This is a genomic window from Pseudomonas wayambapalatensis, assembly GCF_049942315.1.
In the GTDB taxonomy this organism is placed as follows: Bacteria; Pseudomonadota; Gammaproteobacteria; order Pseudomonadales; family Pseudomonadaceae; genus Aquipseudomonas; species Aquipseudomonas wayambapalatensis.
Window position 1 is genome coordinate 1 of sequence record NZ_JBNFMU010000097.1, and the last position, 26,092, is coordinate 26,092.

At 64.1% G+C, this 26,092-nt stretch carries 26 protein-coding genes and 5 pseudogenes; 12 read left to right on the forward strand and 19 right to left on the reverse strand.

The features are described 5' to 3' along the window. Window positions 1–36: 36 nt before the first annotated feature. A pseudogene (locus tag ACPZMI_RS04050) lies at window positions 37–347 on the reverse strand (transposase); the annotation flags it as partial. A gap of 129 nt (window positions 348–476) precedes the next feature. On the opposite strand from ACPZMI_RS04050, the pseudogene ACPZMI_RS04055 reads away from it, so the two are divergent. The 5 genes and pseudogenes from ACPZMI_RS04055 to ACPZMI_RS04075 form a co-directional block, all read left to right on the forward strand. Further along, a pseudogene (locus ACPZMI_RS04055) lies at window positions 477–1,449 on the forward strand (IS5 family transposase); the annotation flags it as partial. 148 nt (window positions 1,450–1,597) lie between these two features. Then, a pseudogene (locus tag ACPZMI_RS04060) lies at window positions 1,598–2,101 on the forward strand (ABC transporter substrate-binding protein); the annotation flags it as partial. Beyond that, a complete protein-coding gene (locus ACPZMI_RS04065) occupies window positions 2,098–2,928 on the forward strand; it encodes an ABC transporter permease (protein ID WP_426351727.1) in 831 nt (276 codons plus the stop codon). The pseudogene ACPZMI_RS04060 and the gene ACPZMI_RS04065, both read left to right, overlap by 4 nt. Before the next feature lie 4 nt (window positions 2,929–2,932). After that, the gene (locus tag ACPZMI_RS04070) at window positions 2,933–3,676 is read left to right on the forward strand and encodes an ABC transporter ATP-binding protein (protein WP_426351728.1); all 744 of its coding nucleotides are present in this window, start codon (window positions 2,933–2,935) and stop codon (window positions 3,674–3,676) included. Window positions 3,677–3,793: 117 nt separating this feature from the next. Further along, window positions 3,794–4,045, forward strand: coding sequence for a hypothetical protein (locus ACPZMI_RS04075; protein WP_054891461.1), 252 nt, complete (start codon window positions 3,794–3,796; stop codon window positions 4,043–4,045). Here ACPZMI_RS04075 and ACPZMI_RS04080 read toward each other — a convergent pair. After that, a pseudogene (locus tag ACPZMI_RS04080) lies at window positions 4,046–4,510 on the reverse strand (winged helix-turn-helix transcriptional regulator). On the opposite strand from ACPZMI_RS04080, the pseudogene ACPZMI_RS04085 reads away from it, so the two are divergent. Beyond that, a pseudogene (locus ACPZMI_RS04085) lies at window positions 4,401–5,564 on the forward strand (beta-ketoacyl-[acyl-carrier-protein] synthase II); the annotation flags it as partial. The pseudogenes ACPZMI_RS04080 and ACPZMI_RS04085 sit on opposite strands and share 110 nt — an antisense overlap. Window positions 5,565–5,634: 70 nt before the next feature. Further along, window positions 5,635–6,102, forward strand: a complete 468-nt coding sequence (locus ACPZMI_RS04090; protein WP_186664078.1) for a RidA family protein — start codon at window positions 5,635–5,637, stop codon at window positions 6,100–6,102. A 26-nt stretch (window positions 6,103–6,128) separates the two neighbouring features. Here ACPZMI_RS04090 and ACPZMI_RS04095 read toward each other — a convergent pair whose 3' ends face one another. Further along, window positions 6,129–6,608, reverse strand: coding sequence for a cysteine hydrolase family protein (locus ACPZMI_RS04095; protein ID WP_186664076.1), 480 nt, complete (start codon window positions 6,606–6,608; stop codon window positions 6,129–6,131). A 183-nt stretch (window positions 6,609–6,791) separates the two neighbouring features. Between ACPZMI_RS04095 and ACPZMI_RS04100 the strand changes: the two genes are divergently transcribed. Next, window positions 6,792–7,145 (forward strand): VOC family protein, encoded by a 354-nt coding sequence (locus ACPZMI_RS04100; protein ID WP_186664074.1) that lies wholly within the window; start codon window positions 6,792–6,794, stop codon window positions 7,143–7,145. Window positions 7,146–7,151: 6 nt separating this feature from the next. Here ACPZMI_RS04100 and ACPZMI_RS04105 read toward each other — a convergent pair whose 3' ends face one another. Then, window positions 7,152–7,934 (reverse strand): SDR family oxidoreductase, encoded by a 783-nt coding sequence (locus ACPZMI_RS04105; protein ID WP_426351729.1) that lies wholly within the window; start codon window positions 7,932–7,934, stop codon window positions 7,152–7,154. A 68-nt stretch (window positions 7,935–8,002) separates the two neighbouring features. Here ACPZMI_RS04105 and ACPZMI_RS04110 point away from each other — a divergent pair, with 68 nt between their 5' ends. Continuing rightward, complete coding sequence (locus ACPZMI_RS04110) at window positions 8,003–8,917, forward strand: LysR family transcriptional regulator (RefSeq protein ID WP_186707772.1); 915 nt, start codon at window positions 8,003–8,005, stop codon at window positions 8,915–8,917. Window positions 8,918–9,051: 134 nt separating this feature from the next. On the opposite strand, the gene ACPZMI_RS04115 is transcribed toward ACPZMI_RS04110, so the two are convergent. After that, the gene (locus ACPZMI_RS04115) at window positions 9,052–9,381 is read right to left on the reverse strand and encodes a c-type cytochrome (protein WP_202885227.1); all 330 of its coding nucleotides are present in this window, start codon (window positions 9,379–9,381) and stop codon (window positions 9,052–9,054) included. A gap of 113 nt (window positions 9,382–9,494) precedes the next feature. Between ACPZMI_RS04115 and ACPZMI_RS04120 the strand changes: the two genes are divergently transcribed. Together ACPZMI_RS04120 and ACPZMI_RS04125 are read left to right on the forward strand one after the other, a co-directional pair. Further along, on the forward strand, window positions 9,495–10,388 hold the full coding sequence (locus ACPZMI_RS04120; RefSeq protein WP_426351730.1) for a LysR substrate-binding domain-containing protein: 894 nt from the start codon (window positions 9,495–9,497) through the stop codon (window positions 10,386–10,388). Window positions 10,389–10,497: 109 nt separating this feature from the next. Beyond that, complete coding sequence (locus tag ACPZMI_RS04125; protein WP_426351731.1) at window positions 10,498–11,202, forward strand: SDR family oxidoreductase; 705 nt, start codon at window positions 10,498–10,500, stop codon at window positions 11,200–11,202. 263 nt (window positions 11,203–11,465) lie between these two features. Here the strand turns inward: ACPZMI_RS04125 and ACPZMI_RS04130 are convergent, their stop codons facing one another. The 14 genes from ACPZMI_RS04130 to ACPZMI_RS04195 form a co-directional block, all read right to left on the reverse strand. Beyond that, window positions 11,466–12,299, reverse strand: a complete 834-nt coding sequence (locus ACPZMI_RS04130) for a hypothetical protein (RefSeq protein WP_426351732.1) — start codon at window positions 12,297–12,299, stop codon at window positions 11,466–11,468. A gap of 90 nt (window positions 12,300–12,389) precedes the next feature. Beyond that, the gene (locus ACPZMI_RS04135) at window positions 12,390–12,638 is read right to left on the reverse strand and encodes a hypothetical protein (RefSeq protein WP_186664062.1); all 249 of its coding nucleotides are present in this window, start codon (window positions 12,636–12,638) and stop codon (window positions 12,390–12,392) included. Window positions 12,639–12,710: 72 nt separating this feature from the next. Continuing rightward, a complete protein-coding gene (locus tag ACPZMI_RS04140) occupies window positions 12,711–13,238 on the reverse strand; it encodes an EndoU domain-containing protein (protein WP_426351733.1) in 528 nt (175 codons plus the stop codon). Between the two features lie 66 nt (window positions 13,239–13,304). Further along, window positions 13,305–14,087 carry a glycoside hydrolase family 19 protein gene (locus tag ACPZMI_RS04145; RefSeq protein WP_186664058.1) on the reverse strand — a complete coding sequence of 261 codons (783 nt, stop codon included), beginning with the start codon at window positions 14,085–14,087 and terminating at the stop codon, window positions 13,305–13,307. Window positions 14,088–14,190: 103 nt separating this feature from the next. Beyond that, a complete protein-coding gene (locus ACPZMI_RS04150) occupies window positions 14,191–14,571 on the reverse strand; it encodes a hypothetical protein (protein WP_186664056.1) in 381 nt (126 codons plus the stop codon). 32 nt (window positions 14,572–14,603) lie between these two features. After that, complete coding sequence (locus ACPZMI_RS04155) at window positions 14,604–14,837, reverse strand: hypothetical protein (protein ID WP_186720560.1); 234 nt, start codon at window positions 14,835–14,837, stop codon at window positions 14,604–14,606. After that, entirely contained in the window at window positions 14,821–15,120 is a 300-nt protein-coding gene (locus ACPZMI_RS04160) for a hypothetical protein (RefSeq protein WP_426351734.1), read from the reverse strand. Before ACPZMI_RS04160 ends, ACPZMI_RS04155 begins: the two co-directional genes overlap by 17 nt. Then, window positions 15,120–15,392, reverse strand: a complete 273-nt coding sequence (locus ACPZMI_RS04165) for a hypothetical protein (protein ID WP_063545192.1) — start codon at window positions 15,390–15,392, stop codon at window positions 15,120–15,122. Before ACPZMI_RS04165 ends, ACPZMI_RS04160 begins: the two co-directional genes overlap by 1 nt. A 93-nt stretch (window positions 15,393–15,485) precedes the next feature. Beyond that, window positions 15,486–16,085 carry a DUF2589 domain-containing protein gene (locus tag ACPZMI_RS04170; protein WP_063545193.1) on the reverse strand — a complete coding sequence of 200 codons (600 nt, stop codon included), beginning with the start codon at window positions 16,083–16,085 and terminating at the stop codon, window positions 15,486–15,488. A 10-nt stretch (window positions 16,086–16,095) separates the two neighbouring features. Further along, complete coding sequence (locus ACPZMI_RS04175; RefSeq protein WP_186720561.1) at window positions 16,096–16,581, reverse strand: DUF2589 domain-containing protein; 486 nt, start codon at window positions 16,579–16,581, stop codon at window positions 16,096–16,098. A 176-nt stretch (window positions 16,582–16,757) separates the two neighbouring features. Then, window positions 16,758–17,831, reverse strand: a complete 1,074-nt coding sequence (locus ACPZMI_RS04180; protein ID WP_186664048.1) for a helix-turn-helix domain-containing protein — start codon at window positions 17,829–17,831, stop codon at window positions 16,758–16,760. Between the two features lie 86 nt (window positions 17,832–17,917). Beyond that, window positions 17,918–19,417, reverse strand: coding sequence for a glycine betaine/L-proline transporter ProP (proP, locus tag ACPZMI_RS04185; protein ID WP_186664046.1), 1,500 nt, complete (start codon window positions 19,415–19,417; stop codon window positions 17,918–17,920). Window positions 19,418–19,831: 414 nt separating this feature from the next. Next, window positions 19,832–24,157: an NEL-type E3 ubiquitin ligase domain-containing protein gene (locus ACPZMI_RS04190; protein WP_426351735.1), complete on the reverse strand. Its 4,326-nt coding sequence runs from the start codon at window positions 24,155–24,157 to the stop codon at window positions 19,832–19,834. A gap of 70 nt (window positions 24,158–24,227) precedes the next feature. Continuing rightward, the gene (locus tag ACPZMI_RS04195; protein ID WP_186664042.1) at window positions 24,228–25,196 is read right to left on the reverse strand and encodes a LysR family transcriptional regulator; all 969 of its coding nucleotides are present in this window, start codon (window positions 25,194–25,196) and stop codon (window positions 24,228–24,230) included. Between the two features lie 246 nt (window positions 25,197–25,442). Between ACPZMI_RS04195 and ACPZMI_RS04200 the strand changes: the two genes are divergently transcribed. Then, window positions 25,443–26,092, forward strand: a 650-nt coding sequence (locus ACPZMI_RS04200; protein WP_426351736.1) for a lyase family protein, incomplete at its 3' end; no start/stop codon positions are given.

A 26,092-nucleotide genomic window follows, 5' to 3' on the forward strand; every position in this document is an offset into this window, starting at 1 on the left:
CAAACAATCAACGGGCTCATGGTCGCTGAGCTAGCGGATCAGCGCGTACGTTCGAGATCTTCCGACATCAAGAGCGCGGTAGCCTTTTTTAGTATCGATTTCTTGCGTTCAAGGCGCGTGGGCCGGGCTTCCAACTCTTGGATTTTTTGCTGCTCTGGCGTCAACGCTTTGCTGGCCGGCGTAACGCCGCCGCGGCCCTGCTGAAGCTGATTAATCCATCGGCGCAGTGCCGATTCAACCAAGTCGAGCGACCGGGCGGTTTCAGTAAGGCTATAGCCCTGGTCGAGCGCCAGGCCGACTGCCTCGCGCTTGAATTCGAGGGTGAAAGTACGTCGTTGTCTGCTCATCGAACAGCTCTGTATGGCGACCATTTTCGCCCAAAAAGGTGTCCGGGGTTAGTAGACCACTGCAACAGGCCATCTGATCTGTGCTGAAATAGCCCTCCGTCCAACTGCCTTCTACAGGCCCGCCTTCACATGAGTCAGATGAGCTTTTCCGATTTCGAGTACGTCGGTAAGCGCAAGCAAATCCGCCGCGAGCGTTTCCTGGCGGAGATGAAGCAGGTGGTGCCGTGGAGCGGTTTGGTGGCATTGATCGAGTCGCATTACCCAAAGGTCGGCGGTGGTCGCAAGCCTTATCCACTGGATACCATGCTGCGTGTTCACCTACTGCAGAACTGGTTCTCGTTGAGCGGTCCAGCCATGGAAGAAGCGCTGTACGAGATCACTTCGATGCGCCAGTTTGCTCGGCTCGCTCAGCGCTCCTATTCCCGAAGACACGACGATCATGAATCGCCGGTATCTGCTGGAGAAGCATCAGTTGGCGGCGAGCATTCTGGAAGCATCAACAATTACCTGCGAGACAAAGGCCTGTCGTTGCGCCAGAGCACTATTGTCGCCGCCATCATCACCCACGCGCCCAGTTCGACCAAGAACAAGGAAGGCAAACGCGACCTGAAAAGCATCAGACGAAGAAGGGTAATCGGTATTTCTCCTGCATGAAGGCGCATATCGGTGCCGATGCTAGTCGGGGCTGGTGCACCACGTCCACGGCACAGCGGCGAATGTGGCTGATGTAGCGGAGTTCGCTCACCTGTTGCATGGCGAAGAAAATGTTATCTGTGCCGACGCGGATTATACCGGTGTGGAGAAGCGGCCGAAGCATGAAGAAAGACCGGTGATCTGGCGGCTTGAGGTTCGTCGTAGCAGCTACAAGCGCTTGAGCAAACGCAGCATGCTCTATAAAGCCAAACGCAAGATCGAGAAAGTCAAAGCGCAGGCGCGAGCGAAGGTCGAACACCCATTCCGTGTGATCAAGCGCCAATTCGGCTATGTGAAAACCCGCTTCCGTGGCTTGGCCAAGAACACGGCGCAACTGACCATGCTGTTTGCCCTGTCGAATCTGTGGATGGTGCGCCGGCAATTATTGCCTGCTGCGGGAGAGGTCCGCCCGCGAGGGCAGAAAACTAAGGCTGTGCCTTGGTTATCCAATAATCAGCGGCTGAAAATCGGGCTTTTCGGCATCCCTTAGCCCTCCATTTCGGGCGAATAGGTAACTTGTTTAGAGTTTCCCAAGGGCAAGAAGATCGCCGCCTCCAAAGGACGACGTCGAGCTCTTGCACCTGCAGCACCCCGATGGCCGCACCGCACTGGAGAAAGGCGATGTCGATGCCTGGGCCGGCCTCGATCCGCACATGGCTGCCAGCGAACTGCAAGCCGGCTCACGCCTGCTGTACCGCAACAAGGACTTCAACAGCTATGGCGTGGTCAGTGTCACCGAGACCTTCGCCAAGCAGCATCCACAAACCATCGCCACGGTGATCAAGGCGTACGAGCAGGCACGCCACTGGGCAGTCGCACACCCGGACGAGTTCGCCCGCCTGTTGGCCGATGAATCCAAGCTCCCGCTGGATGTGGCCAAGCTGCAGCTGTCGCGTACCGACCTCTCGGCGCCACAACTGACCGAACAGGACGTAGCAGCCTCCAAGGCCGCGGCGCCGATCCTGGTGTCCGAGGAGCTGGTCAAGCGTGGCGCCGACGTCAACGCCGTAATCGACCAGTTGATCGACCCGTCCTTCGGCAAGGCCAGCATCGAGCGATGAGTCTCTCCACGCACACCCGCAGCGCGAGCGCGCCGGCGCCCGCCACTGCCACCTCGCCCTGGCCACGCCGGCTCAAGGGCCTGGTGCTGCCTCTGGCGATCATCCTGCTGCTGGAGGCCGTCGTGCGCCTGGGCTGGATCGCGTCCTACCAGATGCCCGCGCCCAGCGAAGTGGCACAGACCCTGGTGCAACTGGCCGACGGCGCACTGTGGAAACACATCGGCGCCAGTCTCTCGCGGGTGCTGGCCGGGTTTGCCATCGGCGCCGCCCTAGGGCTGCTGTTCGCCGCCTGGGTGGGCCTGAGCCGTGAGGCCGAGGCCTGGCTGGAGCCGACCTTCGCCAGCCTGAGGGCGATCCCGAGCCTGGCCTGGGTGCCGCTGTTGCTGCTGTGGCTGGGGATCGGCGAGACCTCCAAGGTGACGCTGATCGCCATTGGCGCATTCTTCCCGGTGTACCTGAACGGCGTGGCGGCGATTCGCAATATCGACCGCAAGCTGGTCGAGGTCGGGCGCATGTACGGCTTCGGCCCCCTGCGCCTGGCCCGGCGCATCCTCCTGCCGGCCGCGATACCCGGCGTATTCACCGGCCTGCGCAGCGCCCTGAGCCTGAGCTGGATGTTTCTCGTCGCCGCTGAGCTGATCGCCGCCACCCGCGGCCTGGGCTACCTGCTCAGCGACGGCCGGGAGACTTCGCGACCAGACCTCGTACTCGCGGCGATCATTGTCCTGGCCCTGCTCGGCAAACTCAGCGATGGCCTGTTGGCCGGGCTGGAACAGCGCTGGCTGAACTGGCGCGACACCTTCGACGGCACGGACCGGGGAGCCTGAATCCATGAACCAACCCTTGCGCGTTGCCGCACCGACACCTGCGCCCTTGCTCGACCTGCGCGTCGAGCACAAGGCATTCGGCACCACGGCTGTACTGGGGGCAGTCGAGCTGCAACTGCAACCCGGCGAGATCGTCAGCCTGCTCGGCCCCAGTGGCTGCGGCAAGAGCACCCTGCTGCGCCTGGTGGCGCAACTGGACCGCGACTTCGTCGGCCATCTGCGGCAACGCCCGGAACAGGTCGGCTTCGTGTTCCAGGAGCCGCGCCTGATGCCCTGGTTGAGCGTGGCCGACAACATCGGCTTCAGTGAAGACCGGCGCTACGACCGCGCCCGAGTCAACGGCCTGATCGACGAGGTGGGCCTGGGCGGCTTCGCCGATGCGCTGCCCAAGGCGCTGTCCGGCGGCATGGCCCAGCGCGTGGCCATCGCCCGCGGGCTGTACGGTCAGCCACAACTGCTGTTGCTCGACGAGCCGTTCAGCGCCGTGGATGCCTTCACCCGCTTCAAACTGCAGGACCTGTTGCTGGACCTCGCGCGCCGCCACCGCATTGCCCTGCTGGTGGTCACCCATGACGTGGACGAGGCGCTGTACCCGAGCGACCGCGTGCTGGTGATCGGCAACCGGCCGGGCACCGTCTGCCGCGAACTGAGGGTGGGCCTTGGCTACCCGCGCGAGCGCCAGGACGAGCGCCTGGCCCGCCTGCGCGGCCAGGCGCTGGAAGCCTTGCACAGTGCCCGGGTGATCTGAGCCGGGCGCGCTCATCGATAGTGACTATCGAGCACGACGATTTCTGCCCGGCGGCCGTGCTCGATAACCTGTGTTCAACGACTCGCCAGACGAATCTTCGAAACAGGAAACCCGCCGATGAACGCCACCGCCCGCCTGCTGCTCGCTGCCCTGGCCGCCCTTGGTATCGCCGCACTTGCCGGCTGTGCCAGCCATCCCGAACAGCGCCCCTATACCGCCGAGGAAACGCGCCAGTTGCAGCTCGAGGCTCTGCAACGCCGAGGCCTGTCGCAACAGGAATACGAACACCAGCGCGCTGCGATCCTGCGTGCCGACCAGGTGGAAGTGGCCGGCGACGGCCTGCGCCAGGCCCCTGCCCTGCGCGGCTGATCAGCCCTCGCGACTGCGCTGCAGCCGCGCCCGCATCCCCTCGCTGGCGCCAGGCCCCTGCACCAGCTCGCACGCTGACCAGGGCACCACAGGCCCGGACTCGACCTCGACCATCATCGGCCAAGGCCTTGCCCGTCCCCTTCTCCACCACCTGCACACTGACGGCCTCAGGCGCGAAATGCCGATTGCCCCAGGCGATCAGCGCATAGAGCACAGCCTGCAGGTCGCGCCCTCGTGCACTGGGCAGGTATTCGTGGCCAGGGGACGGGTGCTGTAGGCATGGCGCTCGAGCAGACCGGCCTCCACCAGCGCGTTGAGCCTGCGGGTCAACATGCTCGGCGCGATCTCCAGGCTTTTGGCGAAATCGCTGATCGGCGACCTGGCGGTGCGCATCGGCGGCCAGGTGCCGGACCTGCAACAGGACAGCGAGGCCGGCTTCGATCCGGGCCGCGTACTGCCGGACAAGGAGCAGCGCAAGGTCGATCGTTTCATCCTGTTCGCCCTGGGCGCCGCGCAGGAGGCCCTGGCACAGGCCGGCTGGCAACCGCAAACCGTCGAACAGCAGGAACGCACGGCAACCATCATCGGTACTGGCGTGGGCGGCTTCCCGGCCATTGCCGAGGCCGTGCGCACCACCGACAGCAAGGGCCCGCGCAAGCTGTCGCCCTTCACCATTCCCTCCTTCCTCGGCAACCTGGCCGCCGGACAGGTGTCGATCGCCCACAGGCTCAAAGGCCCGCTGGGTACACCGGTCACCGCGTGCGCGGCCGGGGTGCAGGCGATTGGCGACGCCGCGCGGATGATCCTGGCCGGTGAAGCGGACGTGGCGCTGTGCGGGGGCGCGGAGGCGGCGATTCATCGTGTCAGCCTGGCCGGCTTTGCGGCAGCGAGAGCCTTGTCGAGTGATTTCAACGAGCACCCGGAACAGGCCTCGCGCCCGTTCGACACGGCCCGCGACGGCTTCGTCATGGGCGAAGGCGCCGGCCTGCTGGTGATCGAAGAACTGCAGCACGCACTGGCACGCGGCGCCACGCCGCTGGCCGAACTGGTGGGCTACGGCACCAGCGCCGACGCCTATCACATCACCTCGGGGCCGGAAGACGGCGACGGCGCGCGACGCGCCATGACCCTGGCCCTGCGCCAGGCCGGTATCCAGGGCGCACAGGTGGGCCATCTCAATGCCCACGCCACCTCGACACCAGTGGGCGACAAGGGCGAACTGGCAGCGATCAAGGCGGTGTTCGCCGACGTACCTTCGCCGGTGATCAGTGCCACCAAGTCTGCTACCGGCCACTTGCTGGGCGCCGCCGGCGGTATCGAGGCGATCTTCACCGTGCTTGCCCTGCGCGACCAACAGGCACCGGCCACGCTCAACCTGGTCGACCCTGACCCGGCAGCTGCCGGGCTGGACATTGCCGCAGGCCAACCACGGCCGCTGGATACCGAATACGCGCTGTCCAACGGCTTCGGTTTCGGTGGCGTCAATGCCAGCGTGATTTTCAAGCGCTGGGAGGGTTGAGCCACTGGTCGGCACGCAGGCGTTTGATTAGGCTTGGCCATCGCATCGAGCACACCAGGGAGCACTACCGATGTCCAGACACGACCGCTATGAAGCCGCTCTGCAGGCGCTGGGTTATTCGTTCGATGGCCCGCTGAAGATCGGCGGCGACTATGTGCCAGTGCTGCACCTGGGCGACCAGGTGTACATCAGCGGGCAGATCCCGCGGGTCAACGACACGGTGGTGCACCCGGGGCGGGTGGGCGAGGACGTCAGCCTCGCCGACGCGCAGATTGCCGCCAAGGTCAGCGCCCTGCGCTGCCTGAAGCTGCTGAGCGAAAGCCTGGGCTCGCTGGACAAGGTCAAGGGAATCGCGCGGATCAGCGTGTTCGTGCAGTCGGCGGCGGATTTCACCCAGCAGAGCGAAGTGGCCAACGGCGCCTCGGCGATCCTGCATGAGGTGCTGGGCGACGCCGGCAAGCATACCCGCACCTCGGTGGGGGTGTACCAGTTACCAAAGAATGCCGCGGTGGAGATTGACCTGATCGCGGTAGTGTAGGTGCAAGGGGCTGGCGTGCAGCCCCTTCAGCCTTGCAGTCCTTCGACCACCTGCGCCACCGTGGTCACCTGGCGAAAATGGTGGGTCCACAGCTCGATACCCAGCTTGCCCGAGCGGTCCAGTGAAGAGCCCACCGTCAGGTCAGTGACCAGGGTCGGGTTCAGCCCGGCATCGAACAGCGCGAAGCCGGCGGCCAGTACGCAGGTTTCGGTCTGCAGGCCGCAGACCAGCACGCGCTCCACGCCCAGTTTCTTGAGGTAGTCGATGGCCTCGGGGGTCTGCCCGTAGCCATGCTTGACGAACACTTCGTCCGCCTCGACCAGGCTCTCGTCCTCGCGCGCCGGGTGCCAGCCGAGTTGCTGCTGGAACGGCGTGACCTGCTCGTCGTGCAACTCGACCGACGCGATGGCGGGGAGTTTCGCGGCCAACGCGCGGATTCCGTCGATCAGCCACTCAGGAGGGCTGAAGGTGGACTGGACATCGACGATAAGCAAAGCCTGCCGCATGGGGTTCTCCGGGGGACGACATGAGGCGGCGGAGTATATCGTCCGTGGGCGATCGTTGCAGGCCTTGGAGCTTGGGTAAGCCACGAGCAGGTGGACCAGCGGCACGCAGGGGGAGACCGTGACCAAGACCCTGCGCTTGCGCTGATGCGCTAGACTGCGCGCTCCACTACGCAAGGAGGCAACATGGGTATTCGCGGACAGGATCGACAGATCGACAACATCGAGTTCAACGTCACCGACATCAGCCGCAGCAAGGCGTTCTACGGCGACGTTTTCGGTTGGACCTTCACCGACTACGGCCCCACCTACACCGAGTTCTCCGACGGCCGCCTGAGCGGCGGTTTCACCACCGGCGAAGCGGTACGGCCCGGAGGGCCGCTGGTCATCCTCTACGCCGCCGACCTCGACGCCACCCAACAGCGTGTAGAAGCCGCCGGCGCTCGCATCAGCCGCGCCACCTTCGCCTTCCCTGGCGGTCGGCGCTTCCACTTCATCGACCCGGACGGCTACGAACTGGCGGTGTGGACCGCCTCGTAACGCGGCTCAGGCAGTCGGTATGGTCCCCCCATCCACCACGAATTCGGTGCCGGTCACCGCTGCTGCGGCAGGCGAGGCCACGAAGCCGATGACGTTGGCCACCTCCTTAGGGCTGGCGGGCCGACCCAGGGGGATGCCGCCCAAGGCCTGCATGATGATGCGCTTGCCACCCTCGTAATCGGTGCCCGCCTCGCTGGCCAGGCGCTCGGCCAGGGCTACCGAGGCCTCGGTCTCGATCCAGCCGGGCGCGACCCGCACCACGCGCACGCCCTTGGGCGCGACTTCCTTGGACAGGCTCTTGCTGTAGGTCGACAGCGCCGCCTTGGCCGCCGCGTAGGCGGTGGTGGCCTCCGGCAGCGGCAGATGGTGCTGGATCGAGGTGACGTGAACGATCACCCCGCCGCCCTGCGCCAGCATGCCGGGCAACAGGGCGCGATCCAGGCGCACGGCAGGCAGCAGGTTGAGGTCCAGTTCCTGTTGCCAATGCGCCTCGCCCAGTGTGGCAAAGCCCCCGGCCGGTGCGCTGGAGCCGCCCAGCACATGAACGATGACATCGACCCCGCCCAGTTGCCGCTCGACCTCGCCCGCCAACTGCTCGCACCCCGCGAGGGTGGTGAGGTCGGCGCTGACGAAAGACGCCTGAGGGGCATCGGCGGGCGCGCTGCGCGCGCAGGTCAGCACCCGGGCGCCCAGTTCGACGAACAGCTCGACCGTGGCCTTGCCCAGGCCCTTGGTGCCGGCGGTGACCAGTACGCGCTTGCCGCGCAGGGTTTCTGATGGATCACTCATGGATATTCTCCGGTGGTAGCAACCTGGGTTGCGGATAGAATCGTGTTTTTGTCCGAACGAGCCGAACCATGGAGCGCGTCAGCCTCAATGACCTCGATGCCGTCCTCGCCATCGCCCGACGCGCCAGTTTTCGCGCGGCGGCCATCGACCTGGGAATGTCCACCACTGCCTTGAGCAACGCCATCGGCAAGCTCGAGGCGAACCTTGGCGTGCGACTGTTCAACCGCACCACGCGCAGCGTGTCGCTGACCGATGCAGGGCGCCTGTTCGTCGAGCACGTCGCCCCGGCGCTGGGCGAGGTACAAGGCGCCCTGGAGGTGGTACGCGCCCAGCGCGAACAGCCCAGCGGCATGCTGCGCATCAACGCTGCGGCCTTCGCCGCACGCGAGATCATCGGGCCGCTGGTACTGGAGTTCCTGCGGCGCTATCCGCAGATGCAGGTGGACCTGGTCACCGAGGGGCGGCTGGTGGATATCGTCGCCGACGGTTTCGACCTGGGCGTGCGGGTCGCCGACCTGGTGCCCAGTGACATGATCAGCCTGTCCCTCGGCCGGCCGCAGCGCTATGCCGTGGTCGCCTCCGCTGCCTACCTGGCCGCGCGGGGCACGCCACGGCTGCCAGCCGACCTGCAGCGCCACAGTTGCATCCGCGTGCGCCTGCCCGATGGCGCACTGTTCCGCTGGCGCTTCGCCAACGGCAACAGCGCACAGCAGATCGAGGTGCAAGGGCCAATCACCCTGGATGAGGCCAGCCTGGCACGTACTGCCGTCATGGCTGGCGTGGGCCTTGGCTACTTCATGGAACAGGATGTGCGCGAGGACATCGCGGCCGGTCGCCTGGTGCGCGTGCTGGACGACTGGACGCCACCATTGCCGGGGCTGTGCCTGTACTACGCGGGGCGGCGCAATCCCTCGGCAGGCATGACCGCGTTTCTCGCACTGGCTCGGGAAGTGGCAGAGCAGGCGTGCCGCGAGGGCACGTGAGACAGGGACTTGCTGCATGGGCTGACGGCCTCGCCGGATGTCGGTGAGGCACAGGTTATGCGTTCAGGATCGTCTCGATAAGAAGGATAAATCAGGACGCTTCATTTCGATTTTAAGGATAGTCAACCCAGCACTCAGCGCTGTTCGAGAATCCACTGGGTAATGGCCTGCAAATCTTCCTCGCGGGCTTGCGCCTGTGGCGGCATCGGCACCACGCCCCATTGCCCCCGGCTGCCCTGCCGAATGCTTTGCACCAGCTGCCCGGTGCCCTTGCTGCCATCGCGATAACGCGCGGCAATCTCTCGCCAGGACGGACCCACGGCCCGCACATCCAACTGGTGGCAAGCGCTGCAGGCGTAGCGCTGCATCACGGCAGGGGGCTCGGCGAGCACCTGTGCACTGGCGAACAGCAGCAGCCCGGCTGCGATCACGGCACCTCGAGGCATAGGCATAGGCATAGGCATAGGCATGCTCCTGAAAACGGTGGGCCGTCGAGGGTACCGGTTACACCGATCCTGCAACAGGGCTGGCGGCGCAAACTGTTATCCTCCGTCGATCCCCACCAGCAGACACGACCATGACCGAAGGCCCGACCGCCCTCCCCCCACTCAATGCCCTGCGTGTGTTCGAGGTTGTCTCGCGCCACCTGAATTTCCGCCTGGCGGCCGAGGAGCTGGGTGTCACCCAGGCTGCCGTGGCCCAGCAGGTACGGGGGCTGGAGGCGAGCCTGGGCATCAGGCTGTTCGAACGTCTGCCACGTGGTTTGCGCCTGACCGACGCGGGCTTGGGCTACAGCCACAGTATTCGCAACGCCTTGGCACTGATCGGCGAAGCCACTGCGGCACTGCGCCCGGACAACCTTCACCTCACCGTCAGCGTCACCCCGACCTTCGCCTCGAAATGGCTGATCCCCCGGCTGAGTTCGTTCACCGAGGCCCATGGCGAGATCGACCTGCGGGTGCTGGCCACCGATCGCCTGTCGCGCTTCCAGGCCGACGGCGTGGACCTTGCCGTGCGCTACGGCCATCCGCCTTTCGGCGCCGGGCTCAACACTGAACTGCTGCTCAGGCAGCGGGTGGTCGCGGTGGCCAGCCCTGCACTGCTGGCGCAATGGGGTGCACCGCACAGCCTCGAGCAGTTGCAGCATTTCCTGCTGCTGCACGATGCGCATAATTTCTGGCCTGAATTCATCACCCAGCTGTTCGGCCAGCCGACACAGCCGATGCCGAAGAACGTGCGTTTCAACCAGACCTCGCTGGCCATCGAAGCCGCCGTGGCCGGGCAAGGGCTGGCGCTGTCCAGCGAACTGTTCGTGCAGGAAGACCTGCAGGCCGGGCGGCTGGTGCAGGTGTTCGAGCAGGCGCTGGAGATGGACAAGCACTTCTATCTGGTCTGGCCCCGCAGGGGCGGCACGCCTACCGCTCTGGACGTGGTTCGCGGCTGGCTGCTGGAGCAGGTGGAAAGGCCCTGAGGCAATAGATTTTCTACTGAATCGACAAACCCCTGCTGCCTCCCTGCCAGCGGCGCACGGGTGCTAGGCTGATCCCATCACATCAGCCAAGCATTCCATCGGAGGTCACATGTCAGTAGAAAAAGTAGCGATCATCACCGCCGGCGGTAGCGGCATGGGTGCAGCCGCGGCGCGGCGCCTGGCCGCAGACGGATTCAAGGTGGCAATCCTGTCTTCATCGGGCAAGGGCGAGGCCCTGGCCAGCGAACTGGGTGGCATCGGCGTGACCGGCAGCAACCAGTCCAACGACGACCTGCAACGCCTGGTCGACACCGTGCTGGAGAAATGGGGGCGCATCGACGTGCTGGTCAACAGCGCAGGCCATGGCCCGCGCGCGCCGATCCTGGAAATCAGCGACGACGACTGGCACAAGGGCATGGACACCTACCTGCTCAATGTCATTCGCCCGACCCGCCTGGTCACCCCGACCATGCAGAAACAGCAAAGCGGCGTGATCATCAACATCTCCACCGCCTGGGCCTTCGAACCCAGCGACCTGTTCCCGACCTCGGCCGTGTTCCGTGCCGGCCTTGCAGCCTTCAGCAAGATCTTCGCCGACACCTATGCCAAGGATAACGTGCGGATCAACAACGTCCTGCCCGGCTGGATCGACAGCCTGCCGGCCACCGAGCAGCGCCGCGACAGTGTGCCGCTCAAGCGCTACGGCAAGAGCGAGGAAATCGCCGCGACCATTGCCTTCCTGGCCAGCGAAGGCGCGGCCTACATCACCGGGCAGAACATCAAGGTCGATGGCGGACTGACCCGAGGGGTATGAACCTCGCCGCGTGCCTCAGTCGGCAGGTACGCTGAAACCCTTGGCGAAGGTTGGGGTAACGTCCAGCCGTTGCGTCATCAGGCGGGAACGGATCGGCATGGCGCTCCTCGGGGGTGGACGTGCGCTGGAGCACTGACTGTACCGAGTCGCTATAAATAAATTAAATTGATTTTAGCAATAAACTAATATGCAAATTAGTTTATAAGTCGTAACCCTGTAGAGACAGGCCGCCATGATGGAGGCCCACCTCTACAGGCTTCGGCTCAGTCCTTGGTCCGTTGCAGCAGGCTGTCGAAACGCTTGCCGTCGATCAGGTAGGTCATGCGCACCTGGCCGTTTTCCAGCGGCTCCAGGGTCATGGGCGTATTGGTCTTGTGGTAGGGATGGCGGAACAGCGCCGGCTTCTCGGTGTAGGCGTAGCTGTTGAAGGCCAGGGTATCGCCGGTCCAGCGCACGTTGTTGTACAGGTAGTGCCAGTTCTCGTCCGGGCGGTGATAGAGGTAGACGCCGCTGGCGTCACGCACGACCTCGATCTGCACCGCCCCGGCCTTGCTCGCCCACTTGCCGATATAGCGCTCCAGCCCCGCATGGGCTGGCACCGCCGGCGCCGGGGTGAAGTCACTTGCCTGAAACGGCGTGCGCCGCGCAGTCTCGCCCTTGGTATCGACGTACAGGTCACACAGCGGCGCCACCTGCTCGACCTTGCGGTAGAGGAAGGTGAGCTGGGTATCGGCGACCGGCATGCTCAACATCATGACCTTCGGGGCAAAACCCAAGACCTTCAGGTCGAACGCACGCGCCTCGGACTGAACGTGGATCGAACTGCCGTCCTCCGCGACCTTGTAGTCGGAGACTTCTACGGCCTGGGTCTTGGGCTCGGCGCAGTTGAACGGGTGCAGCAGCACCTTGCCGTCAGCCTTGTATTCGGCGACGTTGGCGATGCCGTTCTTCAGCGGCATCATCGCCCAGATACCGACGATCGCACCCTTGTCGGTGCGCAGGGAAACCTGGTCTTTGCTCGGCGAGTGGCCGGCACAGCCGCCCAGGAACAGGGCGCTCAGGGCGAGAGGGAGTAGCGGTTTGAACACGATGATCATCCATGGTTGGTCGAAGGCAGCCGCCCTGTGCTTGGGGTGTCCCGGCTAAAAGCGGCTGGCCATCATCGCATGAAACGCTCTCGGATCACCCTACTCGGCCCACTCGCGCAAGCGCTGAATGAACTCGGCCAGTGGAACCCGCACTACCGGCCAGTCAGCCACGTGGTGATGGCGCAGCACAGCGGTGTCCGCCTCGAAAGTCACCAGGAAGGCGTTGCCACTGTAGGTGACATCGGCCGATCCGTAGCGCACGGCCTCTGCCTTTTCCAGCAGGGTATCGATGCTTTCGCGAGTCAACTCTTCGGCGATGAATGCCTGCAAGCCATCGGAAACGGTCATGGGCGTACTCCTGTCGCACGGTAAAAAAACGGTCGCCACGGGTACCTGCCCCGTGGCGACGAGTGGATGCAATCAGGGTTTAGGATAGGCGGTATTGATCAGATCGCCGTTCAAATAGAACACGATATCGAACGCAGCGGCCGGTGTGCCCTTCTGGCACTCGGTCCCCGACGAGCCCACATACTTGCTCTTGTTCGAGGCATCCTGGACCTTGGTGGCGTAGGCATTGCGCACCGCCGCGATCACCTGGGTCTCGGTGCAGCGATCGGGGAACATCGTGGAAATGCTCTTCGTCCCGCTTCTGGCACCCTCGGCGATGGTGAAGTTCTTCAAGGTGTAGATATCACCCGCGCCGTGCGTTCCGGCCGGTGCATTGCTGACGCTGTCGGGGTTGATCCCGCCCGGACGGCTGTGGAAGCCCTTGGCAACGTCAGGTGCGCTGACCTCACCGCAGAAGATGTGCTGGGCATTGATCCGCGGGGTGCCGGCCAGGATTCCCTTGCTGCAGGTCGGGTCGGCCTGGGCGGCACCGATGCCGGCCAGGCTCACCAGGCTGACCAGGGCCAGGCGTGTGCAGTTTCCGACAATACGCTTGTTCATCGTGAAGCTCCTTTTCGTTGGGTTGAATCATTGATGCGTTGCTCGGGCGAGTGCCCGGCAAAGCGGTCACAGCCCCAGCAGCCACTTGGCGCGGGTCAGGTAGGCGATGCGGTCGTCGAGGCCGTTGAAGCCGCCGTTGATGCGGCGGGTGACTTCCTTCACGTCGTCTTTGTCGGCGTAGGTGTTGAGCTTGCGGCTGTCCCAGAACCAGCCCGCGACATCCACCGCCAGGAACGGGTCGGTACTGACCAGGGTGGGCGCATCCTTGAGTTCGAAGTCGCGCCCGCAGGCCTGGCCGTACTGGCGGTAGTTGGCCCGCCCGGTCAGCTGGATCAGGCCTCGTCCCTTGAAACGCTTGCCGTCGCCCGACTGGGTGTTGCCCAGGTCCTTGCGCCCTTCATAGGCGCTGCCGCTGGCGATTTCCTCGGTGTAGAGCAGGCACCCGCTTTCATGAGCGATCTGCGCCAGGAAGTGCGCCTGGCGCAGTGGCGTGTCGATCTTGTAGCGAGCGAACACATCGAGGATGGGCTGTCGAAACGCCTCGACCTTGGCGCCGGTCGCATGGATCAGCACCGCCCACAAGGTCGCCGTGCCGATCGTCGACGGCAGGCCTGCGCGCAGGGCGTTCAGGGTGTTGTCGTTGGCGCTGACCGTCTTGCTCTGGGCAATGCCCTGGAGTTCCTGGTAGCGCTTCAGGGCCGTGCGCGAGCCCGGCCCCCAGAGCCCGTCGGTAACCAGGGCACAGACGAATTCGCCGCGCCCGCTGTTCATGTTGAGCAACAACTGCAGGGTGCGGACATCGCCCTTGTCGTTGTTGCCACCTTCACCAACCGATTGCTTGATGCACATGCTTGCCTCCTTGCAGCGGGCACGACTTTCCCGTCGGCGACGGTGATTGCCTGCCTTGCGCTGGTTTCGATAGGGATTGCGGTGGGTCGAGCGGGTCTGGCCGCTACTTGCGAACGAGGGTCAGGCGAGCGCCGAACCTGTCCTTCTTGTTGCGGCTGAACACCTGGACCTGAAGATCGTTGCCGACCGGCCAACCGAGCACGTAGCCCTTGTCCAGCGCGGCGCAGTAGCCAGCATCGGCCTTGGTGATGGGGTAGCGAATGGCATCGGCGATCCGGGATGGCGAGCCCAACTCCAGATTGCACGACCAGGTATCGATGCGCAGTCGGCCTTTCCCTTCACGTCCCTCGTCGGGAATGACCAGGATCAGGTCGAGCAACTCGTCGTCGGTCTCGAAATGCCCGACGAATTTCTGCTCGGCAAACGCCGGCAGCAGTGTCGCCAGTGCCAGTGCACCAGCCAGTGTTGCAAGGGTGGATTTCATCTCGACTCTCCTTGTTGAATGAATGCACATGTTCAGAACGCCAACAGCAAGCCCGCCCATTCGGCGATGGCGATCGCCAACTCCGGACGCACCAGGCCCAGTGCCATCAGCGCTACCAGCAGGCCGGCACCGATGCCGATCACCAGTCGCCTGGGGCCGGACATCCTGCGGCTGCCAACCGACTTCAGATCGATGATCGATTTCAAGGCACTGCCCTCCTCCGGGGATAGAACCAACAGCATCGAACGGTCATTGCGCCTGCTCATCGCCTGGCCTCCTGTAGATCCCCAGCAGCTCGCCATCCACGCGCACGACGATGGCCTCGTTGCCATAGCCCGGCACCTCGATGCTCAACGCATGACTGCCCCGTCCGCGTGCAGGCGTACCGCCGACACGCAACGCCAGACCGTCCCCGACCGGCTCCACCGTGGCGTCCAGCACCAGGCTCAACGAAGCCACCTGGGTGCCCGGCCATAGTCGATTGCAGGCCTGCTGCGAACGCTGCATCTCGGCGCCCAGCGCCATCACGAACTGTTCCAGGCTGCCCATCACGATTGCTCCGCCTCGTCCGTCAGCCAGTAGGGCCTGCGGGCGAAACCGACGTGGTAGGTCAATGCCTGCAGCACGACCTGGTGCTCGCCGATGTTGAGCAGCTTGAAGCTCTTCTCGATGCCCAGCACCCGCCCGCGCGGCGTGCCGCTCAGGCAGCGGTTGAGCAATGCGGCCTGTGCCTCGACCGCCTCCTCCGGGGTCAGCTTTTCCGGATCGAGGCTGCCGACCACGATGCGCTTCACATATCCAACATCCGTCAAATCAAACATCACGGCATTCCCTCTCCGGAAAAACTGGTTGCCAGCGTCGGCCTGCGGATCAGGCCCATCCCTCGCCAGCGTGTCGCTCAGGACATCCGCGCATCACGCGGCGATCTTGGGCGTAACCGACTGGGCGATGATGTCCATCACCCGCGCCAGGCCTTCAGGCATGCCATCGTCCACGGCATGGACCTCGACGTGGTACTTCGCCGACTGGTCGGTGGAACGGGTGTTCTCCTTGTGCGAGGCCACCGAACCGGACACGTTGACCTTGGCGCTGAACGGCCCCCAGCCCAACTTGGCCTCGGCGGAGAAGCTGCCGGAGCGGTCTTCGGTGTCGCGTGACTGCTCGGAGTTGCGCACCTCCATGTCGAAGCTGATGTCCACCTTGTTGATCGCAAGGTTGGGCACCTTCACCACCGCCAGCAGCGGCAGTTGCAGCTCGACTTTTTCGATGGCGGCCGGATCGTCTTCGGTCGGTGCCGAACGGTCGTAGCGGAACGACACGTTGCGGATGTCGCCGACATCGTTGGGGCCGGCGTTGGCCGGGTCGGCCGGGGGCAGGAAGCCAATCACCTTGATGAAGTTCGCGGTGGCATTGGCCAGGCGGACCTGAGCGTCGCAGGCGGCGCTCAGGGGGGCACCGATCAGGTCTGCCATCGGCAGGCCGCGGAATTGGTTACCCATAACAAAGTCAGACATGACGTCTCTCCTAGATCAATTTATCGAGGTTGTGGATCAGTCGCGCCATGCCCTCGGACGAGGGCTGGGTTTCGACTCTGAGGGTGACGCGCGCCACTGGCCCGCTTTCACCATTTCGGCGAACGCCCATATCGACGTTCAAAGGCGTGTGTGTATCGGTCGGCCACGGCGAGTCGGGGTCGACCTCGCCGGCCTGTGCAGCGCTCGGCTCACGGTGATCGGCATGCAGGCCGACCTCGAAGTCGATCTGCATGTCCTTGACGGTCAGCAAACGCGAGCCGACCAGCGACAGCAGGGGCACCCGTACCAGGCGCTCCTCGCCCTCCTTGGCATCGGGTGACTGCAGCGGCAGGCGCACATCGACACTGACCGGACGGTTGTCGTCATCGAAGTACTGGCGCACGGTCGCCATCTGGAAGCGCTGAATCTTGTCCTGGGCCTCGGCCACGGCACCGGCAATGCTCTGGATCAAGTGATGAAGGGAGTGGTTCGCCACGACAGACGCTCCTTGTCGATTGTCGGTGCCGGGCGCGGGCCGTCACGGGAACGGGCCATCTGCGGCTGACACCTGTTGTGGGTGGTGAGGTCAGGTTATGGCCAGTGACAGGCGCCGTCCCGGCATGGGCGTCCCGAAAACCTGGATGTGCGTCCCAGGTTCATCTGGCCGTGCACTCAGCCATGGATCAGTTCCCTGATCCAGTGATCGAGCACAGGCCGCTCGCCATTGGCCGGCACCAGGCAGCAGAATCCCGAGACGCCGCCATTGTTCAGCGCCGTACGCGCAGCCCGCGGCGAGAGACCGAACGCCTTGCGAAACAGGCGACTGAAATGGGTTTCGTCGACAAAGCCATGGTCGTAGGCCAGGTCGCCGATGCGCCGACCGGCGTTGGTGCTGTCGCACAGGGCGAACAGGCAGCGACGCAGGCGGCGTTGCAGCAGGTAGTGGCGCACCCCGCCGAAGCGCTCGAACGAGCGGTACAGCTGGCTGCGCGAAGTGCCGACTTCCTTGGCCAGCACCGCCGGGGTGAGATCTTCACGGTGCAGGTTGCGTTCGATGTGCAGGCGTACACGACGCCCCAGGTCAGCCTGGCCTGCGACCTGGGCCTGCGCCTGGCCAGCCATGGCCTTGGCCAGGCAGGCCGCGACCATCCCCAGTAGCGGCAAGGCCAGACGTAGCGCTTCATCCATGCCCAGCTGCGGCGCGGTGGCCTCCAGCGACGACAACAGACGCGCCAGCAACATACCGGCGGCCGTCTCCCGACGCAGCACCAGGCCATGCAACTGGCCGGCGTCGAACAACAGCAGCGATAGCGCTGTGCGCGGTATGAGCAGGCTGATCCCCTCACTGGCCGCCATGCTGAACGTGGCCGGTTGCGCCAGATCGAGCAACACCACGTCCCACGGGCGCACCCGCAGGCCATTGGCGCAGGCCAGGCCACGCTGCAGTGGCAAGTGCAACAGGTAGTGATCGAGGTCGCACCACCCCAGGCGGGTGCTGTCGCGCCGATAACGGGCTGCGTCCAGATGGCCGCTGCAAAACAGAAAACGACTGAAGTGGTAGACCGTCAGGGAAGTGCGAAAAGGCGTGGCTCTGCGAGCACCGACATCGAACAGCACGCTGGCGAGCAACTGCCAGTGGGCCAGATCCTGGACCGAGGTGTGCGTAGCAGAACTGCTGAAGGTGGGCAGCAGCGCAGTGTCCTGCGCTGCTGGGGCTTGCGATTGCGGGGTAAGGGTTGATTCCATGGTTCCGACTCACTGTCCATAGTGGAGCCGGAAAGTTGGTTCACTCCCGAGGGGGTTGCATCATTTCGCCATCACTGTTTCCTGGCTCATTCGATCCGCGGATGCTGCTGCACCAGCACCTTGCGCTTGGCCTCCAGTTCGGCGATCTGCTCGTCGATGTCCTCGATCTTCTGCTCGATGGTGTCGTGGTGCTCCTGCAGCAGTTCCTTGGCTTCCTCAAGGTCCGAGGCCGCAGGCGCCGCGCCGCGCAGCGGCTTGTTGGCGGTCTCTTTCATGGTCAGCCCGGTAAGCAGGCCGATCACGGCGATGACCATCAGGTAATAGGCTGGCATGTACAGGTTGTCGGTGCTTTCCACCAGCCAGGCGGCGATGGTCGGGGTGAGGCCGGCGATCAGCACCGAGATGTTGAAGGCGCTCGCCAGGGCGCTGTAGCGGATGTGGGTGGGGAACATCGCCGGCAAGGTCGAGGCCATCACACCGATGAAGAAGTTCAGCAGCACCGCCAGGATCAGCAAACCGGCGAAGATCACCCCGAGGCTGCCGCTGTTGATCAGCATGAACGCCGGAATCGACAGCACGAACAAGCCGACGCTGCCGACCACGATGAAGGGACGTCGGCCGACCTTGTCGCTGAGGAAGCCGATCACCGGCTGCACGAACAGCATCCCGACCATGATCGCGATGATGATCAGCACGCCGTGGTCTTCGCTGTAGTGCAGGTTGTGCGACAGGTAGCTGGGCATGTAGGTGAGCAGCATGTAGTAGGTGACGTTGGTCGCGATCACCACACCGATGCAGGTCAGCAGGCTGCGCCAGTGCTTGGTGGCCACCTCCTTGAACGACACCTTGGGCCCCGAGGCCAGGCCTTCGCGATCACCCTGCTCGAGCTTGTCGACGTGCTGCTGGAAGGCTGGCGTCTCCTCCAGGGCGTGGCGCAGGTAGAGGCCGATGATGCCCAGCGGCAGCGCGACCAGGAACGGCAGGCGCCAGCCCCAGTCGAGGAATTTCTCCTCGCCGACGATGGCCGAGATCATCACCACCATACCGGCACCCAGCACGAAGCCTGCGATCGAGCCGAAGTCCAGCCAGCTGCCGAGGAAGCCGCGCTTGCGGTCCGGGGCGTACTCGGCGACGAAGATCGAGGCGCCGGTGTACTCGCCGCCGACCGAGAAGCCCTGGGCCATCTTGGCCAGCAACAGCAGGATCGGCGCCCAGATGCCGATCGAGGCATAGGACGGTATCAGGCCAATGGCGAAGGTGCTCAGCGACATGATGACGATGGTCGCCGCCAGGACTTTCTGGCGACCGTAGCGGTCACCCAGGGCGCCAAAGAACAGACCGCCCAGCGGCCGGATCAGGAAAGGCACCGAGAAGGTAGCCAGAGCCGCGATCATCTGCACGCTGGGTGAGGCGTTGGGGAAGAACACCTTGCCCAGGGCGTAGGCGACGAAGCCGTAGACGCCGAAGTCGAACCACTCCATGGCGTTGCCGAGCGCCGCGGCGGTGATCGCCTTGCGCATCTTGGCGTCGTCGACGATGGTGATGTCTTTCAAGCCGATCGGCTTGACTCTCTTGCGTGATTTCATAAGTGCTTACTCTGTAGCTGACCTGTCGTGACAATCCGCTGTCCCCGGGGCAGAGCGGGCGGGCGAACGGTTTTTGGCCACGCAGCCAAAGCAATAGTGGCAACGGGCCCTATGGGGTCAGATACAAATGGACACTAAATAATTCCGCGCTTGATGATTTTTTCCTGGTGTCCGCTGCGACAGAGGTACGCCGCCGCACCTGCAGGACACAGGTGCAAACGCGGCGAATGAGCGAGCAATACCTGGGTGTAGGTCATCCATGACCTCAAAGAAGCGCTGTACCTGGGTGACCGAGTGATCGTGATGGATGCCCACCCGGGGCGCATTCGCGAAGACCTGCCTATCGACTTGGCACATCCTCGCGAGCGCCCCCATCCTGCCCTGCAAGTCTTGAAACAGCGCCCGCTCAAGCAGCTAGCCTCCAACCCACGGATGCGCGTCCAGCATGCTCAAGGTGAACGCCAGGACCAACTCGCGCTCGGCAGTACTGCGCTCCTCGGCCAACGTCTGGATATCGTCGAGCACGCCCTGCTCAGGCGAGGACTCGACCTCGGCCATCAGTGCTTCGAGGCGCTCATGGTAGGGCTGGTTCAGCGTTTCGAAGGCTTCGGCCTGCGTGTTGCGCAGGTAGTCCTGCCAGAAACTGCGCTGTACCAACGATGCGGCAATGCGGGCATTGGTTTCCGCCTGCAGGATCGCCGTGCTCGCCCGACGCAGTTCTGCCTCCCCGACATCGGAGAACATCCGGTGGTACATGTAACGTGACTGGGCCGGCAACCCGAGCGGCTTGACCAGCCCGGCCCGGTAAGCCAGATGCACCTCTACCTCGTCGTGCAAACCATAGGGATTGGCGATACGTGCCTGCTGAATGTGCCGGGCGGCGATGCTGTCGACCTCGTCCAGCCGATACAGCTCGCGGCCCAATTGCGTCAATGCGGGGCCAACCGCAGCGGGGGCCAGCCCGATGGTACGTGTGGCGACCAGGGCGCGAACTTCCAGCAGGCTGAGAATCAGCAGCATCTGGTCGGAGCAGGTACGTGGCCCGGCAGCCTGCTGGAAGATCGCCTCGCGAACCTCGCTGTTCTGTACGCAGGCGTCGATCACCTGCCAGACCCTGCGTCGCAGATCCAGCCCCTGTATTGCGTAATCACGGGAGCGGCCAAGATCATGCAGGAAGCGCATCAGGTCACTGCTACCCGGCTCGTGCAACAGACCATTCCATTGGGCCTCGCGCACCGTCCGCTGCGCATCGGTGGAACCTGCCAGCCAGAGTTCGAGCGACTCCTGCCCTCCCGGGGCATGTCGGCGCAGGGGCACGATCACCGCAGCATCCTCTCCCATTGCGGTACGCAGTGTGGCCTGTGCTGTTTCAGGCAGCGGATTGTCATGCAGGCTCAGGCCGGCCAGGCGACGACGCGAACGCGCAAGAGTCGGGCTCATGTCGCTGATGTTGTTGTCGCGCAGGTCGATATCCTCGAGCTGCGGATGCATGTACACCTCGACTGGCAGCTCGACCAACCCCGTACCGCGCAATGACAGACGCTGCAGGTTCTCCAGGGGACCAAGCGGCGGCAGTCGGCCGATGGGGTTGTGCGCAAGGTCCAGGGTACGCAGTTGCGTCAGCACGCTCAGCCTGGCCATGCCGGCTTCGTCGATGACGATCTGGTTGCCGGCCAGGCGCAGTTCGGTGAGCTGCGTCAGTAGTTGCAGCCCTTCAGGGATGCTGTCGATCAGGTTGTCACGCAGATCGAGGCTACGCAGGTTGGCAAAGCGCGAGAGGAAATCTGCGTCGATGGCCTGCAGGTTCAGGCGGCGCAATGTCAGTTGGGTGACATGCTCGAACGTCACGCCCTCAGGAAGTGTGGGCAGGCTATCAAGCCGTTCGCTGTCGATGATCAGTCGGTACGTGCCATCGTGTTCGACACGCTTGCGCCGCCAGCAATGGCGGATGCGCTGGGCGATCAGGCGACGCCGCTCGATCATGGGCGCGCGGGTTGCCTCACGACGCCAGCTGCCCAGGCTTTGGTTGAGGCTAATCATTTGCTGTTGCAGGTTGCGCAGGTGATCCCACAGGCCCTCGCCGCGCTGGCGCACAGTCTCCAGATACGCTTCGACCTCTACATCCGACAGGGTCGGAAAGACTTGCTGATAACCCCGCAGCAAGGCACGACGTGACCCTTCGGGGCGGCCGCTCAACAGGTAACCGATGCGTCCGTCGCCCAACCGTTGCGCAGGGCGCAGCCCTGTACCGATGGGCGCCATGCCAATGAGGCGGGCAGCCTGCTCGCGCTGGGCAAAGGCGCGCGCGGCCAGGGCATCGGCCAGGTGCCGGGCAGAACGGGCCGCCTCGCCCAACTGCAACCGTTGTGGTGCATCCAGATGCCATAGCAGGGCCTGGAACAGATCGTCCGTGGCGTAGGCACCCGGCATGGGCGTCCCTTGAGCATCGACTGCCAGATAGCCTTTCGCGGTCTTGATCATTCGACGCGTCTGGCTGGCAAGCGAATCGCCTACCTGTGCCAGCACCTGGCCGTCGAACTGTCCGTCACGCACCTCGATACGTACAGAGCTGTCCCAGGGCGACCAGGCCTGCAACAGTCCCAACGCCAGTTGTTCGGTATCCTGAACCACCGCGGCGGCCTGCTCGAAACCTGCACAGGCCCGATCAAGACGGGCGTCACGCAACTGCCAGCGCGCACGCTCGGCCAACGCCAGCGGCACCCGTCCGTGCTCCAGCAGTTGCTGGAGCTGGTCAGCATTGGCCTGGTCGAGCAGTTCCTGGCTCGCACGCGTCGTGAGGGAGGGAAAATCACGGTGCAAGGGCTGCGCTGCCGGGCCTGGTGTGTTCTCCTGCTCCCGGACGTGAGCTTCGAACGCGGCGCCACGCAGTTTGGGAAAGCTGTCGTGCAATTGATAACGCTGCGCCGCATCGTAGAGACGCGCTGGCGCAGGTGCATTTTCAAGGTGCAGTCGCCGTAGCTGCGCCTCGTCCATCCCGATACTGCGCAGCAGCGGACCGGCCATATCGTCACTCACCTGGCGCAACCCTCTGCCCAGACGGCGTATCAGCATGCCTTCCCCCTGCCATTGCTGGGCAGGCTCCAGGGCATGGCGCAGGCCACCGGCACCGTTGTCCTCAAGCGCAATGGTCGATGCCTCGGGTCGGTTCGGGTGCGCCGCTGCCGCTACATCCGGGTCATCGCCCAAGCGATAGGTCGTACCCTCGATCCCCTGATACGTCTGCCCGTCGAGGGTTGCCCGCTCACCGTGCGCCAGCGCCACTTCTTGCGTGGCATAACCGGGAAGATCGGCACGCGCCAGGCGCAATTGACCATCGGCGCCCCGTAGGGGGGCCAGTTCGTCGACCTGCGCTACCCGCTCAAGCACCTTGCTGGCGCCGGCTGTGACGCCGAGCAGGGCAAGATTCTGCGCCACCGCCACAAGATGGCCAAGCGCTGCCTCCCGATCGCCGAGTTCCCAGTCACGGTACCCCTCATACACCTCTTCGGTCAGTTGCTCGGCCGTGATCGCCAGCAGTGGCAAGCCGAGTTCTGGAACGAAGAAGCTGGCGATTCCCAGAACGTCGAGCCCCAGCCCCTTGAGCCAGTGCAGTCGACGATCACGCTCGACGCTGTCGACCAGGCTGGTCGGCACGGCCAGCACCTTTGCATCGTCCAGCAGGGTATCGACCTGCACCTGGCGCAGGTGGGCGAACAACGGGCCTGCGACAGGCTGCCACCGACCATCCAGCTCGATGGCATCCTGCGGGCCGCCTTGGGCCAGCAAGCGCTCCAGCACCTGGGCGAAATGCACGCGGTCCTTTACGCTGACGAAACGCTGGAAGAACGACCAGTAACCCGCCTGGCGAAAACGCCGGCCCAGCGCCTTGAACAGCTCGGACCAGGAGCTGTGGACACTCAAGGCGCCCTGCGGATCGTCCGGTATCCAGGCGATCAACTGCTCAGGTTGACCTTCTGCTCCCTCTTGCCCGGGCATCTGGAACACCACCACCCCCTGGATCCTGCGGCCCAACAGGCGTATGTCCAGTGCCGTCAGCGAGGCTGGCTGGGATGGCGAAGCGCAGACCTTTTGTAGCGCCGCCAGCATGTGCTCGTCGATATCACCCTTAAGCCGCGCCAGCCACGCTGTGGCCTCCAGCCCCTCTCGCCAGCCCTGTTCGAGCAGGGCTTCGTTGTGTCGGCGTATGGCATCGTTGCCGAACAGCACGTGCTTGAGATGCTGCTGGTAGAGCCCCCCCAGATCCAGGGTGCGACACAGGCCCGCGAAGGCCCGGGGCTGGAGGGCAAGCGTGTTGCCTTCGGCATCGAGTACTGCCGACGCTGCCCGCCAAGCGACCTTAGATGTTTCGGCGCGCTCGAAATTATGCAGCGCCGAGGCCAGCAGGCTGTGTTCGAAACTGCGCATGACGATGCCATCCGGGGCCCAGCCGACGCTCGACGGGAAGCGGATCTGGACCTCGCGCCGCAGCATGCTGCTGCGCACATCCAGCGAGGGTTGAACCTGTTTGTCCAGCGCCTCGCTCAACAGGGGCGCGGCAAATTCCTCCAGTGGCTGGATCTGCCCAAGCAAGGCACGCACCGCATGTTGCGTCTGTTGCTGGGCGCGCAACGCCCGGTGCAGTGCGTCCAGTTGTTCGGGCGTGGCTGCACTCAACCAATTGGGCAGACGGCTGGCGATCAGTGTATCGATCGTTTCATCGGGAAGGGATCGGGTCGGCATGATGCTGCTCCATGGCATTGAAAAAGCGCATGAAGCCAGCGAGTGCAGGGACGCACGTGGTAGCTATTTCTCAAGTCCCGGACAAACGCAGGTTTACCCCCATGGCCTGGGCGAAGGTTTTCACCAGTGGGCTGCGTGGGGTGTTGTGGCGCAGGATCAGGCAGAAAGGTGTGTGAAAACGCACCACCTCGGCATGGATCACACGCAGGCGGCCCTGGCTGACCAGCGATTGTGCATAGTGGCACGGCAGAAAACCGATGAAGTTGCCGGTGAGCAGCAGCATCGCCACCGCCTCGACCTGGGTGGCCGACGTCTGGTTGTTCTCCTGCTCGAAGAACTGCCATTTGGCCGTGTGCATGGCATAGCGGTGGTGGACGAAGTTGTGTTCGCGCAGGCTGTCGAGGGGGATGTCGGCATCGCTTCGGGCGAACAATGGATGGCCTTCGCCGCAATACAGCGCCGAGGCTTCCTGGTACATCTCGAAATAGTCGAACTCTTCCCGGCGCTGGTACAGCGGGACAATGCCGGCAATGAACCGACCCTCGATGACGCCGCGCTCCACCTCGTCCAGTTGCGCCACGTTCAGGCGTACACGCACCTTCGGATGATCGCTGGAAATTTGCCGGATCGCGGCGATCAGGGGCGAGCTTCGGTCGGACAGGGTGTTGTCGATGGCGCCCACGCCCAGTTCGCCGATCAGCTCGTTCTGGGCACTGCTGATGCGGTCGCGAAAGTTGTCGACCGAGTTGAACAGCTCGATCGAGGCCTGGTACACCACCTGCCCCTCTTCGGTCAGGCTGAAGCCTTCCCGCCCGCGGCTGCACAAACGCATGCCGATACGGATTTCCAGATCGGAAATCTGCTTGCTGATGGCTGCCAGGCCCACGTTCAATTCGTTCTGCGCGGCGCTGAAGCCTCCTGCCTCGACCACTGCCTTGAACACCTTGAGCAATTTGAAGTCCTGGCCACTCAAGGCCAGTGGCGCACGAATCCGGGTTTTTTCCGGCAGGTTTCCCGCAGTGGAAAGTGAGGTTTCCATTGTAAGTATTTACCTCGCGCTCGGCTTTCAACAGGCTGGATAGCACAACAAGAAATCAGCCGATCTCGCCATCATGACCCTATGCAACGGCATATTGCAAGACTCTCCAAACTTTCTATTTCAGTCGCAAGCGATTGATTTAATTCATTTTTATACCCTGCCCCAGCCTATGTGAAACCTGCCTTAGCAGGCGTCATGACGGCCCGAACCTGCTGACACAAGATTCTCCTTCGAGGAACGACAACAATGACTCAGCCCACCGACCGCCTCTGGGGCGCCCGCTTCGCCTCAGGCCCGGCAGCCGCCCTCGCCGCCCTGTCGCGCTCGCCACAACGCTACTTCCAGATGGCGCCCTACGACCTCGCAGGCTCCCGTGCCCATGCCCGTGAGCTGCAGCGCGCAGGCCTGCTGGACAGCGACGAGACCACGCGCATGCTGGCCGCCATCGACACCCTCGATGCCGACTTTTGTGCCGGCCGCGTGCAGCCGATCGAGGACGACGAGGACGTGCATACGTTCCTCGAGCGCGTGCTGACCGAGCGTCTCGGCGCGCTGGGCGGCAAACTGCGCGCCGGGCGCTCGCGCAATGACCAGGCGGCCAACGACCTGCGTCTGTTCCTGCGCGATCACGCACGCAAGCTCGCCGAACAGGTGCTGGCCCTGCAGGACGCCCTGGTGAGCCAGGCCGAACAGCACGTCGACACACTGTGCCCAGGCTTCACCCACCTGCAACAGGCGCAACCGATCAGCTTCGCCCATCAGTTGCTGGCCCATGCGCAAGCGATGCTGCGCGACGTGCAACGCCTGGTCGACTGGGATACGCGCACGGCCCTGTCCCCCCTGGGCGCTGCGGCGATGGCCGGTTCGGCCATCTCCCGCCAACCACAACAGTCAGC

Coding starts and splice junctions, on each gene's coding strand:
- ACPZMI_RS04065 (WP_426351727.1), top strand. CDS start 2,098: ATGAGTCTCTCCACGCACACCCGCAGCGCGAGCGCGCCGGCGCCCGCC.
- ACPZMI_RS04070 (WP_426351728.1), top strand. CDS start 2,933: ATGAACCAACCCTTGCGCGTTGCCGCACCGACACCTGCGCCCTTGCTC.
- ACPZMI_RS04075 (WP_054891461.1), top strand. CDS start 3,794: ATGAACGCCACCGCCCGCCTGCTGCTCGCTGCCCTGGCCGCCCTTGGT.
- ACPZMI_RS04090 (WP_186664078.1), top strand. CDS start 5,635: ATGTCCAGACACGACCGCTATGAAGCCGCTCTGCAGGCGCTGGGTTAT.
- ACPZMI_RS04095 (WP_186664076.1), bottom strand. CDS start 6,608: ATGCGGCAGGCTTTGCTTATCGTCGATGTCCAGTCCACCTTCAGCCCT.
- ACPZMI_RS04100 (WP_186664074.1), top strand. CDS start 6,792: ATGGGTATTCGCGGACAGGATCGACAGATCGACAACATCGAGTTCAAC.
- ACPZMI_RS04105 (WP_426351729.1), bottom strand. CDS start 7,934: ATGAGTGATCCATCAGAAACCCTGCGCGGCAAGCGCGTACTGGTCACC.
- ACPZMI_RS04110 (WP_186707772.1), top strand. CDS start 8,003: ATGGAGCGCGTCAGCCTCAATGACCTCGATGCCGTCCTCGCCATCGCC.
- ACPZMI_RS04115 (WP_202885227.1), bottom strand. CDS start 9,381: ATGCCTATGCCTATGCCTATGCCTCGAGGTGCCGTGATCGCAGCCGGG.
- ACPZMI_RS04120 (WP_426351730.1), top strand. CDS start 9,495: ATGACCGAAGGCCCGACCGCCCTCCCCCCACTCAATGCCCTGCGTGTG.
- ACPZMI_RS04125 (WP_426351731.1), top strand. CDS start 10,498: ATGTCAGTAGAAAAAGTAGCGATCATCACCGCCGGCGGTAGCGGCATG.
- ACPZMI_RS04130 (WP_426351732.1), bottom strand. CDS start 12,299: ATGATCATCGTGTTCAAACCGCTACTCCCTCTCGCCCTGAGCGCCCTG.
- ACPZMI_RS04135 (WP_186664062.1), bottom strand. CDS start 12,638: ATGACCGTTTCCGATGGCTTGCAGGCATTCATCGCCGAAGAGTTGACT.
- ACPZMI_RS04140 (WP_426351733.1), bottom strand. CDS start 13,238: ATGAACAAGCGTATTGTCGGAAACTGCACACGCCTGGCCCTGGTCAGC.
- ACPZMI_RS04145 (WP_186664058.1), bottom strand. CDS start 14,087: ATGTGCATCAAGCAATCGGTTGGTGAAGGTGGCAACAACGACAAGGGC.
- ACPZMI_RS04150 (WP_186664056.1), bottom strand. CDS start 14,571: ATGAAATCCACCCTTGCAACACTGGCTGGTGCACTGGCACTGGCGACA.
- ACPZMI_RS04155 (WP_186720560.1), bottom strand. CDS start 14,837: ATGAGCAGGCGCAATGACCGTTCGATGCTGTTGGTTCTATCCCCGGAG.
- ACPZMI_RS04160 (WP_426351734.1), bottom strand. CDS start 15,120: ATGGGCAGCCTGGAACAGTTCGTGATGGCGCTGGGCGCCGAGATGCAG.
- ACPZMI_RS04165 (WP_063545192.1), bottom strand. CDS start 15,392: ATGTTTGATTTGACGGATGTTGGATATGTGAAGCGCATCGTGGTCGGC.
- ACPZMI_RS04170 (WP_063545193.1), bottom strand. CDS start 16,085: ATGTCTGACTTTGTTATGGGTAACCAATTCCGCGGCCTGCCGATGGCA.
- ACPZMI_RS04180 (WP_186664048.1), bottom strand. CDS start 17,831: ATGGAATCAACCCTTACCCCGCAATCGCAAGCCCCAGCAGCGCAGGAC.
- proP (WP_186664046.1), bottom strand. CDS start 19,417: ATGAAATCACGCAAGAGAGTCAAGCCGATCGGCTTGAAAGACATCACC.
- ACPZMI_RS04190 (WP_426351735.1), bottom strand. CDS start 24,157: ATGCCGACCCGATCCCTTCCCGATGAAACGATCGATACACTGATCGCC.
- ACPZMI_RS04195 (WP_186664042.1), bottom strand. CDS start 25,196: ATGGAAACCTCACTTTCCACTGCGGGAAACCTGCCGGAAAAAACCCGG.